This window comes from Pseudoramibacter porci (assembly GCF_009696145.1).
In the GTDB taxonomy this organism is placed as follows: Bacteria; Bacillota; Clostridia; order Eubacteriales; family Eubacteriaceae; genus Pseudoramibacter; species Pseudoramibacter porci.
In genome coordinates, this window is record NZ_VUMO01000005.1 from 146,007 (window position 1) to 158,505 (window position 12,499).

Here is a 12,499-nt window from a genome sequence, read left to right on the forward strand (position 1 = left end):
GTACGTCCTATCTGTAATATATTAGATATCATCCCTTTTGTCAAATTTTATTGACGCACTTTGCAAAAAAACAGACCGGCCGCCGACGCCGCCGATCTGAAAAGTTCACACTGGCCCACGCTCAACGGTTGAGAATTTCTGCCGCTTCTTCGCCGGTCATGCCGTCTTGGACGCCGAGGGCCCTCGCCGCTGCCGTCATTCCCTTGATCGGATTGTGCAGCACCGCGTCAAAATCTGCGCCGCCGACGAGCACCGCCGCGTCGCCGAATTTGTCGGCTGCGTCCAGATTCAGGTAGCCGCACATCAGATAGCCCTTTGCACATTGAATCAAAATCATGTTCGGATGGCCTTCGCCGCCGGGGGACTGAATCAAAAGGCCTTCGCTTCTTTTGCCGTCTATTTGAATGTTATCGATCGTAATCATGGTTTCACCTCGGATTTGTTATTTACCTTGATTTTACCCTCACCGCCCTGCCGTGTCAATGCGGCAAAGCTTCTGCCTGTGCTATAATAAAACCAACGCAAACAAAAGGAGGCATCTTTATGTTAGGAGCGGTATTGGGCGACATCGCCGGCTCGATCTACGAGCGTCATCCCATTAAAACGACGGATTTTCCGCTGATTCAGGACGGGTCCGCCTTCACCGACGACACGGTGATGACTTTCGCTGTCGCCAAATCTTTAATCGAAGCAGACGCCCAGGGGGCGGGGGCGCTTAAAAAAGCGCTGGTCCAGAATATGCAGGCGCTGGGACAGGCCTACCCAGACCGAGGCTATGGCGGCTATTTCAGCCAATGGCTCCGCGCCGAAAATCCCAAGCCCTACGGCAGTTTCGGCAACGGCAGCGCCATGCGCGTGTCGCCGGTGGGCTGGATCGCCGCTTCGGTAGAAGAGGCGGCCCATCTGGCCAAGATCACAGCCGAAGTGACCCACGACCACCCCGAGGGCATCAAGGGCGCCCAGGCCATCGCCGTCTGCATCGTCCTCGCGCGCCAGGGCGCGGACAAGGACACAATCCGGCAGACCGTCACAGATCGTTTCGGCTACGATCTATCGAGAAATCTCGACGCCATCCGCCCGGATTACCAGATGGACGCCACCTGCCCGGGCTCTGTGCCCGAAGCCATCACCGCTTTTCTCGAAGGGCGGGATTACGAGGGCACCCTCCGCCTAGCCATCTCCCTCGGCGGCGACAGCGACACCCTCGCCTGCATGGCCGGCGGCATCGCCGAAGCGGCCTTTGGCATGCCGGCAGTCCTCCGCGAAAAGGCTTACGCCATGCTGGACGACAACCTGCGGCGGCTGGCCTGCGCCTTTTCGGCCTTCCGGTTTGGAAAGCTCGGCGCGTGATGGGTTTGAATTGAAAGGAGACGACATGTCCAAAACAAAAAAATGCGCGATCCTCTTCCCCGGCGTCGGCTACGGCGTCGACCGGCCCCTTTTGTATTACAGCGCCAAGCTCGCGAAACAAGCCGGCTGGGAAGTCCGCACCGTCGGCTACCCCGAGTTCAAAAGCGCGGCCATCTCCGACATGCGCCGGGATCAGGCCCGCCGAGAACGGGCTTTTGACCAAGCGCTGAATTCGGTTCAGGGACAGCTTCGGGCTTTTCCCGATTACGACAGCTACCTCTTGATCGGCAAGAGCATCGGCACCATTCTCGCCGCCCATCTGGCGGCCGGCACCTTTCAGCGCAAAACCGTTCACCACATTTTTTACACCCCGCTGAAAGAAACCTTTGATTTTGCCCGGGACGGCTGCGGGATTGCGTTCTGCGGCGACGCGGACCCGTGGGTCGGCCGCGAAACCGTCGCCGCCGGCGCCAAGGCCCGCCATCTGCCGCTGACGGTCTACCCCGGCGCCAACCACTCCCTCGAAACCGGCGACGTGCTGCACGATCTCGACACCTTAAAAGACGTCATGCGCCGCACCGAAAATTACATCCAGACCCTCTAGCCGCCCCTTAAGAAAAACTTGTCCTTTCAAATCTATAATACCTTTGCAAAAAAGACCAAGGAGGTTTCACCATGAGTTTAAAAGACATCGGCGTCAAGCCGATTTTATTTCCACAGCCGACGTACATGATCGGCTCCTACGACGATGACGATTCTGTCGACGTGATGATGATGGCCTGGGGCGGCGTCTGCGCCCGGGACATGGTCGCGCTGAACATCGGCGCCCGCCACAAAACCAGCGAAAACATCCGCAAGCGCGGCGCCTTTACCCTCGCCGTTCCGGGAACGGACACCCTCGCCGAATCGGACTATTTCGGCATCGCGTCGGCCAACGACGTCGCGGACAAGTTCGCCAAGACCGGCCTGCACGCCGAAAAGAGCGCCCACGTGGACGCGCCGGTCATCACCGAATATCCGCTGACCTTCGAATGTGAAGTGGTTGAAATTCAAGATCAGCCCTACGGCCAGCGCATTCTCGGCAAAGTCGTCAATATCGTCGCCGACGAATCCGTCCTGACGGCAGACAGCAAGGTTGATGCTGAAAAACTCGGCGCCTTCGCTTTCGACGGCGACCAGAACGGCTATTACGCCATCGGCAGCCGGGTCGGCACCGCCTGGGGCAACGGGAAAAAGTATATGCAGTAAAACAAACGCCCCGGTGTAAAACACCAGAGCGTTCGAAATGAATTCGCGATTATTTTTTCTCTTTAATCGACGGATTGAGCTTTAATCCCGCCAGCGCCGGCCAGTCCTGTTCGAGGTCGGACGCGTCAAAGGGCGCGCCATGCCCGGGATAGATGCGTTCGGGCTGTGCGTCGATCATGGTCCGCCAGCTGTCCCGGTAGGTGTCGGCATCGCCAATCCAAATTGTCGTCTTCATGGGCCAGTCCGGCCGGTTCTGAGCGGCATCGCCGCAGAACAATGCCCCGTCCCAGAGCAGGCCGATGCTGTCCGCTGTGTGGCCAGGCAGGGCGAGCACCGCCGCGCCGGGCAGGATCCCGCCGATCGCAACGTCCTCGATCCACAAAAAACGGGCAAGCTGTTCCTCCGCAATCGTCGGGAAACGGTGACGGCCGTGGCCGTCCCGGACCATCTGCCGGCAGACGGCGGCCGCGTTGTCGTCGGGCACGCCGCCGCCCGGCCCGTTCTGCCCTCGGCGAAGACCCGACAGCGCCTTTTTTGAGGCCAAAACCTTGAGCGCAGGCGCCATTTGCATCACCTCGTTGACAAAGCCGGCGTGATCGTCGTGGGCGTGGGTCAAAAATAAATAATTGAGGGCCGATACCTCGATGTCCGCCGCCTGCATCCGGCTTAAAAAATTCGGCCAGTCCTCCGCGTAGCCCGTATCCACCAAAACCGTCAAGTTCCGGTTTTGAATCACCCAGCTGTGGACGAAATCCGTCCCGCAATCGACAATTTTCATTGGTTTTCCTTATCTTCTTTACAAATAATACACGTGGGGCACGATCGCTTCGTAATGGCCGTCATCCATGCGAAAGCCCCGTTCGATGGTCCCAAGGGGTTTAAACCCGATATCCTGATACAATTTTAGCGCCGTCTGATTCGTCGCGACAACGGCATTGAGCTGGATGAGGCCATAGCCCAAGTCCCGGGCCTGGGCAATGGAATCCTCGACCAGCAGGCGGCCGATGTGCTGTCCGCGGCGCTCCCGGTCGACAGCGTAGCTCGTGTTGGCGATGTGGCCGCAGCGCCCGACGTTGTTGGGGTGCAGGATGTAGAGCCCGACGATGGCGCCGCTTTCGATGTCAGCGGCGATGCCAGTGTAATCCTGTTTCGCGAAAAAAGCGCGGCCTTCTTCGTAGGACAATAGGTTCGTCTGCGGAAAGGCATTCCCTTCTGCCACGATCTGATTCCAGATGCGCACCATGCTGCCGACTTCTTTTTCTTTCCATTTTCTCACTTCAACTGTCATATTTTCCCTCCAGATGTTTTGTATTTTCAATGTCAAGCGCCCATCCGGCACTTTATTTTATGAAATTGAATATTTTACATTATATCATATCCGGCGCGCGCAAAAGAAAAAAGAATGTAAATTCGAATGACGGCATCATTCTATCCTGTAATCTGTGTAATTGTATTGAAATAAATACAAAAAAAGATAATATTTTGCGATTGCCTTGCATTCTGAAAGAAATCCGCGTAGGATACGGGTAAATCCAATGGAGGAGGTTGAAAACATGACTGCTCTTAAACGCCGCGGCACATTTGCCTATTTTCTCGTCCTGGTGACGATGCTTCTGGTTTGGCCCATGGGCGTCATTCTGATGTGGGCGTACACCCCGTGGTCCAAATCCGTCAAGGTCGCCATCACCATCTGTCTCACCATTCTCACCGTTCTGACGGTCCACTCCGTCTGCTATTTTCGCATCATGCCATCTTAATCATCATTTGTCATCTCCACCGCTGCCTCTGGCAGCGGTTTTATTTTTCCGAAAGGTTTTCGAAAACCGGGCTGGCCAGCAAATCGTCGATCAGCTGCTTGGCGTCTTCTACCGTTTGGGCGCTGTCATTTTTTTTGCCGCTGGCAAAAATGAATCCCCACAGCCCATAGGTTAAAAACGCATCGATCTGTTCCACACAATACTTCGTCTTCAGCCGGTCCGCATTTTCTTTGCCAAACATTTTCAAATTCTTCAGGACAAAATGATAATACATGGTCACCGCCGGACTCGCTTCTGTCTGCGCTGCCGAGTGGACAAATGGCGCCGTCACTTCGATGAGCACCATGAGAAAATGCTGACAGGAAAGATTCAGCTTATGATCGGGATTATCCTGTTCTAATTCTCTAAAACGTTCCGTCGCCTCTTCCTGGATGTCCTCGAAGCAATGCTCGAGCAAGTCGTACTTGTCGCCGTAATAGGTGTAGAAGGTGATGCGGCTGGTGTTGGCCCGCTTGCAGATCTCCGTCACCGAAATCTTTTCAAAGGGTTTTTCCAAAACCATCTGCCGCAGCGTATTTTTTAAATTTTTTTGAGTTTTTACGATCCGTTTATCCATGTTTCCTTACACTTCTTGAATGATTTCATATTAATTAGACATATTTCACAAACGGTCATTGCGCAAAATTTTGCCAACGCTTATAAATATGTTTATCCATCTAAATTAACATCGACTTATTATTTGTATTCTTAATCATACAACCATACAATCAATTTTACAAGTGTATAATTAAATCTTTAACCCGTACGCAAAAAAGGCGCCGCCATTCCCGGCGGCGGGGCCGGCTCCGCCCCGAATACACGCACGTGCCGGCTTTTTGAAATGATCGGCGTAAAAAATTTGAAAAAAAAAGACGAACATCTTATAATAGAATACAAATTAATTTTTCATGCAGAAGGGAGTCAGAAATGAACTCAAAGAAATTTCCCGAACAATCCAAAGAATCCGCCACCATGATTGACGCCGCAAACGATCTGCTGACCGAAATCACCGAGCTGGCCAATAGTCTCGACGATGTTCTGGACCGCTACCTTGGCATGTACGATTTTGAATCCATCGACGATCCTTTTTGGAGCGACGCCCTCGAAGGCATCGACGTCAGCAAAAACAATTTGATCAACGATCTCGACGACTTGACCGGCAGCATCAGCCCGGTGCGCGGCCTCGAAAAAGGCCGAGTCGATTTTGAAACCAAAGACGAAATAGGGAGATGAGCATTGTGGCATCACGACTGAAACGCAAATGGCAGGCTTTTCTCGACCGCCTGGCCCGGCAAAACAGCCAGGCCTTCGACGGCGGCAAGCCCTCTTGCTGCAGCGACACCAACAAGAAAGTCACGCCGAAGGAAGCCGCGCACAAGCACTAATGGGCGCGCCATTCAACTTTTTTCACACAAGCAGCCATTTTCGGCTGTTTTTTTCTTGTGTTCTCTGATAAAATAGAGACGTTTATTTGAATCCCATTTTGCGCTGCGGCGCATTTTAAATTTACAATTAATTTAGATTTTCAGGAGTTTTACTTGCAAACAGATTTAACGCAAAAGACCATCGCCGAATTGAAGCAGATGGCCGACAAATTATCTTTATCCTACAAGAGCAAAATTCGGAAGGCCGACCTCATCGCCCTGATCGCGGACGCTCTGGCCGAAGAAGAAAAGCAGCGCGAAAAAGAAAATCGGCAACATCAAAAGAAAGAAGCCGCGCACATCAAAAACCGCTACAAGCTCAAGGACAACTTGAGCGATGCGACTTATTCCGAAGGGCCGGTCAAGATTCTGCCCGCCGGCTACGGCATCATCGAGCGGGACGGCGGCGCTCTGCCGGTTTACGTCTCCTCCTCCCAGGTGCAGAAGTTCCGCGTGGAAACCGGTGACATCCTCGGCGGACGGGTGCGCTCGCCGAAAAAGGGCGAAAAGTACGCGGCCATGCTCTTCCTCGAAAAGGTCAACGGCGTCAAGACCGCCGATTTGATCAAAAAAATGGAAAAGATGATGAACCCGCCGAAGAACAACCGCGCGGACCGCTACGCGAAAACCCAGACCGGTGTGCTCGACGTGAATCCGGAAGGCTACGGCTTTCTGCGCATCGAAAAGAACTGCTACCCGGGGGACAACGACGTCTACGTGCCGGCCAACATCATCCGGCGCTACAACCTGCGCACCGGTGATTTGATCGCCGGCCACCTTCGCAAATCCGACGAGGGCGAAAAGCAGGACGCCCTCCTCTACGTCGAGACCGTCAACGGCGCCATCCCCGAATCCATCGTCCACCGTCCCCAATTTGAGCGGCTGACGCCGATTTTCCCGCGGGAGCAGATTTCCCTGGAAACCCACCGCGACGCCATCTCGGCCCGGATCATCGACTTGTTTGCCCCCATCGGCAAGGGGCAGCGCGGCCTGATCGTCGCCCCGCCGAAATCCGGCAAGACGACACTGCTCAAAGCCATCGCCAACGGCGTGCGCCAGAACGCGCCGGACATCAAGCTGATGATTCTCCTCGTCGACGAGCGGCCCGAAGAAGTCACCGACATGGAACGGTCGGTCGACGCCGAAATCATCTACTCCACCTTCGACGAATCGGCCCACCGGCAGCTCAGCGCCGCCCAGATGACCCTCGCCCGGGCCAAGCGCCTGGTCGAACAAGGACAGGACGTGATGATCCTCGTCGACAGCCTGACCCGCCTCGTGCGCGGGAACAACCTCGTCATCGAGCCCTCGGGCCGGACGCTGACCGGCGGTCTCGACCCGGCGAGCCTCCACTTCCCGAAGCAGTTCTTCGGCAGCGCCCGCAACATCGAAGGCGGCGGCAGCCTGACCATCATCGCCACTGCCCTCGTCGATACGGGCAGCCGCATGGACGACATCATCTACGAAGAATTCAAGGGCACCGGCAACATGGAGCTCCACCTGAACCGCGACCTCGCTGAACGGCGAATCTACCCGGCCATCGACATCAAGCGCAGCGGCACCCGGCGCGAAGAACTCCTGCTCAGCCCCGAAGCCCTTAAAATGTCGACCAATATCCGAAAAATTTACGGCAAGGACGGCGCCGACGAAATGGCCGAAAAAATCATCCTGCTGCTCACCCGGACGGAGAGCAACGCCGTCTTCCTCAAACGGATTCTCAAGAATTAAAGATACAAAATACAGGCGCCCGCTCAAATCCATGAGCGGGCGCCTGCTTGTTAATTTAAATCCATATGGTAAAAGGTTTTGTACAGCCGCATTTCCTCCGGCGTGTCGATGCTGGAATGGAAGACGACGCCGCCCGGCCCTTCCTCCGGCCGCCGGAGGGCCTCTCTCTTGGCGAGGACCCGGCGCAGCTCTCTGGCCGTGCCGCGGCCGCCGTCGTACAGCTTCACGTCATCGCCGAGGACCCGGCGAATCTGCTTTTTCACAAAGGGATAATGGGTACAGCCGAGGACCAGGCTGTCGATTTTCCCGCGGTAGGGCCCGAGAAAGCGTTCGAGCATCGCCGCCAGGTCCGGCGCGTCGAGACGGCCGCCCTCGATGCGCTTGGCCAGCCCCGGGCAGGACTGGGAGGCGCAGTCGGCGTAGCCCGCGTACCGTTCCCACAAATCGTGGTATTTTTTTAAGGAGAGGGTCACCGGCGTGGCCATGACGAGCACCCGGTGGCTGCCTGCCGAGGTGGCCGCCGGCTTCAGCGCCGGTTCGATGCCGACGATCGGAATCGTGAACGTGGTTCTCAGCAAATCCGCCGCGGCGCTCGTCGCGGTATTGCAGGCGATGACGATGGCCTTCACGCCGTCGTCGACCATGCGCTGCGCGATGGCCATGGTCATCTGCTGGACCCGTTCCACCGACTTTTCGCCGTAGGGCGCGTTGGCCGAGTCGCCGAAAAACAGAAACCGCTCGTCCGGCAGCTCCCGAGTCATTTCCTGAAGGACGGAAATCCCGCCGAGCCCGGAGTCAATGACCCCAACGTAATTGTGAAATGCTGGTCGCATAAGGCCCTCCTTGTCGTGTAATCTTTTGATATTATACGTCATTTTTTATTTAATTGAAAGAGTGGTGAACAAGTAAAATTTCTGTGTTATAATAATCCCTACACGAATTCATACAAAAGAGGTTCAGTGTTATAATGCGAATTAAAAATATTGTACAGACAAGCATCGGTTTCGCTGCGGTGCTTGTTTTTTGTTCCCTGTTTGCGGTCGGTGCCCGCGCCGCGAGCTTAAGCTCCTACATCGCCTACACCCAGGCGACGGGCAGCTTCTCTGTGCTGGGGTCCTCCGAATCCGACGAGGCCTCTCCCGACGCGCTGATCCCCGGCAAGGCGCCGGGCCGCGACACCCAATCCGACAAAAAAATCGTCTATTTGACTTTTGATGACGGCCCATCGGAAAACACCGACGCCATTCTCTCCATTCTGAAGCAGAATCACATCCACGCCACCTTTTTCGTCTCGGGCATGTACCCCCAGTACCGCCATTTGATCAAAAAGGCTTACGATGAAGGCAATACCATCGGCCTGCACACCGAAACACACAAATACGACATCTACCGCTCGGAAGACACCTATTTTAACGATCTGAACCAGATCGCCCAAATCGTCAAATCGGAAATCGGCTTTGTGCCCGCCTACGTCCGCTTCCCCGGCGGCTCGTCCAACACCGTGTCCCGGAATTACGCCCAGGGCATCATGGGTAAACTGGCCGCGGAATTGAACAAACGCGGCTACCAGTACTACGACTGGAACGCCGATTCCACCGACGCCGCCCACAGCGAGGACGCGGTGGACGACCTCGTCAAGCACGCCACCGCCTGCAATGACAACAACGTCGTGCTGCTGTGCCACGACGCTCCCGGCAAAGGGACGACCGTCCAGGCGCTGCAGCGCATCATCGACAATTACCGCTCCCGGGGCTACACCTTCAAAGGGATTTCCCGCAATTCTTACGCCCCCCATCAGCCCATTGCAAATTAATGAAACGGAGAACGATCTTGAAACACCTATCCCAATTATTCGAACGCGTTTTTACCAAGTCTCTCGAAAACAGTGACCGCACCGTCTACGACCTATTCGACTGGCAAACCGTTGACGTCTCATTAACCGACTACCGCACCGGCCAAATTGCCTTCGAAATGAAAGGCCTGGAATTCCCGAAGGCCTACTCCCAGAACGCCTGCAACATCATCGCGAGCAAATACTTCAGAAAAGAAGGGGTGCCCGGCACCGGCCACGAAACGTCGATGCGCCAGGTCGCCGACCGTCTCGTCGGCTTCTGGACCGACGCGCTGCGCGAGGAAGGTCTCATCGACAACGACGCACAGTGGCAGATCGTCTACGACGAGCTAGTCTTCGCCTTCTTGAGCCAGATGTGGGCGCCCAACTCGCCCCAGTGGTTCAACACCGGCATCAAACGCAATTACGGCATTGAAGCCGAATCGGACAACCTCTATTACTACGACGAAAAGGCCGGCAAAGTCGTGCTGTCCAACGACCGCTACACGCGGACCCAGTCCTCGGCCTGCTTCATCCTCTCGATCAAAGATCAGCTTTTGGGCGAAGGGTCGATCTCCGATCACTACGTCTCCGAAACGAAGCTCTTCAAAGGCGGCTCCGGCGTCGGCACCAACTTCTCCTCGCTGCGGGGCGTCAACGAAAAGCTCTCCTCCGGCGGCAAATCCTCCGGGATGATGAGCTTCCTCCAGGGGCTCGACCGCAATGCCGGCGCGATCAAATCCGGCGGCACCACCAGACGGGCGGCCAAAATGGTCATCGCCGACATCGACCACCCGGAAATCGAAGCCTTTATCAATTGGAAGGCCCACGAAGAACAAAAGGTTCGGGATCTGGGCAAGATGGGCTACGACACCAGCATGGACGGCGAAGCCTACCAGACCGTCTCCGGCCAGAACGCCAACAACTCGGTGCGCGTCAACCGGGATTTCATGGACAAGGTCATGCATTTAGACGACGACCCGGACGCCACCTTGACGCTGAAGGGCCGGGTAGACGATCGGGTGAACCGCGACGTCAAGGTCCAGGAGCTTTGGCACGAAATAAATCAGGCTGCCTGGGAATGCGCCGATCCAGGGCTGCAGTTCGACGACCGCTTCAACGCCTGGCACACCTGCCCGGCCGGCGAGGACGGCAACGTCGGCGCCAAGTACAACCGGATCAACGCGACCAACCCGTGCTCGGAATACGCCTTTCTCGACGACACCGCCTGCAACCTGGCCTCCATCAACGTGTACCGCTTTTATCACGACGGCGTCTTCGACGTCGAACGCTTCGTCCACTTGGTGGGATTGATTCAGCTGGTGCTGGAAGCGTCCATTTACTGGGGACAGTTCCCCACTGAGGAAGTGGCCCGCAAGAGCTACCTCTTCCGCACCACCGGCCTGGGGCTGGCCAACATCGCCTCATTGGTGATGGATGCCGGCTACCCCTACGATTCCGACGAAGCGCGGAACATCGCCGCGGCCCTCGCCGGCATCATGACCGGCGCCTCCTACGCGGTGTCCGCGCTGATGGCTGAAAAGGTCGGGCCCTTCCCGTGCTACGCCGTCAACGCGCCCTACATGGCCCGGGTCATCCGCAACCATGCGAGGATCGCCGGCGCCCGCACTGACGCCTTTGAAGATCTGGGATACGACCCCTATATCGTCGACCATCCAATTCTGAATCAGGTCGGCATGTCCAACCTGTCCGACACCGTCAAGCAGGTCTGGCACGACGCGATGGATCTGGGCGAAGCCTACGGCTACCGCAACGCCCAAGTGACCGTCATCGCGCCAACAGGTACGATCTCCTTCGCGATGGACTGCGGCGCCACCTCGATCGAACCCTTCTACAGCCAAGTCGTGCTGAAAAAGCTCATCGGCGGCGGCGCGATGCAGATCGTCAATCCGGTGCTGGAAACGGCGCTGCACCATTTAGGCTACCCCGATGACCAGGTGCAGGCGATGATGGATTACCTGCTCGAAACCGACGACAACGGCATGCTGAAGCACGGTGGCCTGAAGGGCGCGCCTTATATCAAAGAAAAGGATCTGCCGATTTTCGACTGTGCCAACGACATTCGACCGGAAGGCCACGTGTTAATGGTCGCGGCGATCACGCCGATGATCTCCGGCTCGGTCAGCAAAACCGTCAACATGCCGAACAGCGCGACGGAAGCTGACATCGCGAACATCAACCTGATGGCCTACCGCTCGGGCTGCAAGGCCATCGCCACCTACCGCGACGGCTGCAAGGCGGCCCAGCCGCTGTCAACCGGCGGCCAGCAGGACGGCAAGCGCAAGCTGACAGACCTGAGCTACGACGAACTCATCGATTTGGTCCAGAGCAATGCCAACGTGCTGGAACGCAAAAAGCCCAAGGGCATCCGCAACAGCCGCACCCACGCGGCCAAGATCGGCGACATCGAGCTGTACATCACCGTGTCCTTCTACGACAACGATCAGATCAGCGAAATCTTCGTCTCGACCGACCGGGAAGGCACCGTCGTCAAGGGGCTGCTGGCGTCATTGTCTAAGTCGATTTCCCACATGCTCCAGTACGGGATCCCGCCGAAGGACATCTCCGCGATGCTCAGAGGCCAAAAGTACGAACCTTCGGGGCTTGTGCTGCGCCACCCCTACATCAAGAGCGCGTCGTCGATTTCCGATTTGATCTCCAAGGTCATCGACATCGAATGCGGCGACTATTCCCGCTGCCAGGTCAAGCCGACCCACCACTACAAGCGCTCCGAATTCGTGCCGACTCAGGTCGACATGTCCTCGATGTCGGGGATGACCGAGCTCGACGACGGCGAACAGCCAGCCGACGACGCCGAATCCGGCGAACGCCTTTACGGTGAAATCTGCCCGAACTGCGGCAGCGACCGGATGGTGCGCAACGGCACCTGCAAAGTCTGCCTCGACTGCGGCTCCACCACCGGGTGTTCCTGATTCACACACGCAAGAAAGCCTCAAACGCAATGTTTGAGGCTTCAGACTGTAGACAAACGAGGCTCTGAGAAAATACTCAGGAGCCTCGTTTGATTTAATATCAAGCTGCAATTTGTAGATTTATAAATTGAAATCGAAATATAGGACGATTCGGTCCTGAGTGGTTCT

At 56.3% G+C, this 12,499-nt stretch carries 14 protein-coding genes; 9 read left to right on the forward strand and 5 right to left on the reverse strand.

Annotated features, from left to right (window positions below):
* Nucleotides 1-121: 121 nt before the first annotated feature.
* Complete coding sequence (locus tag FYJ52_RS05365) at nt 122-424, reverse strand: YunC family protein (protein WP_154576197.1); 303 nt, start codon at nt 422-424, stop codon at nt 122-124.
* A gap of 119 nt (nt 425-543) precedes the next feature.
* On the opposite strand from FYJ52_RS05365, the gene FYJ52_RS05370 reads away from it, so the two are divergent.
* The 3 genes from FYJ52_RS05370 (at nt 544) to FYJ52_RS05380 (ending at nt 2,598) form a co-directional block, all read left to right on the forward strand.
* On the forward strand, nt 544-1,350 hold the full coding sequence (locus tag FYJ52_RS05370; protein ID WP_154576198.1) for an ADP-ribosylglycohydrolase family protein: 807 nt from the start codon (nt 544-546) through the stop codon (nt 1,348-1,350).
* Nucleotides 1,351-1,375: 25 nt separating this feature from the next.
* Nucleotides 1,376-1,954, forward strand: coding sequence for an alpha/beta hydrolase (locus FYJ52_RS05375; protein ID WP_154576199.1), 579 nt, complete (start codon nt 1,376-1,378; stop codon nt 1,952-1,954).
* 71 nt (nt 1,955-2,025) lie between these two features.
* Nucleotides 2,026-2,598, forward strand: coding sequence for a flavin reductase family protein (locus tag FYJ52_RS05380; protein ID WP_154576200.1), 573 nt, complete (start codon nt 2,026-2,028; stop codon nt 2,596-2,598).
* Between the two features lie 49 nt (nt 2,599-2,647).
* Here the strand turns inward: FYJ52_RS05380 and FYJ52_RS05385 are convergent, their stop codons facing one another.
* Both FYJ52_RS05385 and FYJ52_RS05390 read right to left on the reverse strand, forming a co-directional pair.
* Entirely contained in the window at nt 2,648-3,376 is a 729-nt protein-coding gene (locus FYJ52_RS05385; RefSeq protein WP_154576201.1) for an MBL fold metallo-hydrolase, read from the reverse strand.
* An 18-nt stretch (nt 3,377-3,394) separates the two neighbouring features.
* A complete protein-coding gene (locus FYJ52_RS05390; protein WP_154576202.1) occupies nt 3,395-3,886 on the reverse strand; it encodes a GNAT family N-acetyltransferase in 492 nt (163 codons plus the stop codon).
* Nucleotides 3,887-4,151: 265 nt separating this feature from the next.
* On the opposite strand from FYJ52_RS05390, the gene FYJ52_RS05395 reads away from it, so the two are divergent.
* Entirely contained in the window at nt 4,152-4,355 is a 204-nt protein-coding gene (locus FYJ52_RS05395) for a hypothetical protein (protein ID WP_154576203.1), read from the forward strand.
* A 40-nt stretch (nt 4,356-4,395) separates the two neighbouring features.
* Here FYJ52_RS05395 and FYJ52_RS05400 read toward each other — a convergent pair whose 3' ends face one another.
* The gene (locus FYJ52_RS05400; protein WP_154576204.1) at nt 4,396-4,971 is read right to left on the reverse strand and encodes a TetR/AcrR family transcriptional regulator; all 576 of its coding nucleotides are present in this window, start codon (nt 4,969-4,971) and stop codon (nt 4,396-4,398) included.
* A 350-nt stretch (nt 4,972-5,321) separates the two neighbouring features.
* On the opposite strand from FYJ52_RS05400, the gene FYJ52_RS05405 reads away from it, so the two are divergent.
* The 3 genes from FYJ52_RS05405 to rho all read left to right on the forward strand — a co-directional run bounded on the left by FYJ52_RS05405 (nt 5,322) and on the right by rho (nt 7,546).
* Nucleotides 5,322-5,627, forward strand: a complete 306-nt coding sequence (locus tag FYJ52_RS05405) for a hypothetical protein (RefSeq protein ID WP_154576205.1) — start codon at nt 5,322-5,324, stop codon at nt 5,625-5,627.
* 5 nt (nt 5,628-5,632) lie between these two features.
* Nucleotides 5,633-5,779, forward strand: a complete 147-nt coding sequence (locus tag FYJ52_RS05410; RefSeq protein ID WP_154576206.1) for an LDCC motif putative metal-binding protein — start codon at nt 5,633-5,635, stop codon at nt 5,777-5,779.
* 153 nt (nt 5,780-5,932) lie between these two features.
* Nucleotides 5,933-7,546, forward strand: coding sequence for a transcription termination factor Rho (gene rho, locus FYJ52_RS05415; RefSeq protein WP_154576207.1), 1,614 nt, complete (start codon nt 5,933-5,935; stop codon nt 7,544-7,546).
* A 50-nt stretch (nt 7,547-7,596) separates the two neighbouring features.
* On the opposite strand, the gene murI is transcribed toward rho, so the two are convergent.
* Nucleotides 7,597-8,379 carry a glutamate racemase gene (murI, locus tag FYJ52_RS05420; protein WP_154576208.1) on the reverse strand — a complete coding sequence of 261 codons (783 nt, stop codon included), beginning with the start codon at nt 8,377-8,379 and terminating at the stop codon, nt 7,597-7,599.
* Between the two features lie 134 nt (nt 8,380-8,513).
* On the opposite strand from murI, the gene FYJ52_RS05425 reads away from it, so the two are divergent.
* On the forward strand, nt 8,514-9,359 hold the full coding sequence (locus FYJ52_RS05425) for a polysaccharide deacetylase family protein (protein ID WP_154576209.1): 846 nt from the start codon (nt 8,514-8,516) through the stop codon (nt 9,357-9,359).
* Nucleotides 9,360-9,376: 17 nt separating this feature from the next.
* Nucleotides 9,377-12,331, forward strand: coding sequence for a vitamin B12-dependent ribonucleotide reductase (locus tag FYJ52_RS05430; protein ID WP_205960772.1), 2,955 nt, complete (start codon nt 9,377-9,379; stop codon nt 12,329-12,331).
* Nucleotides 12,332-12,499: the final 168 nt, after the last annotated feature.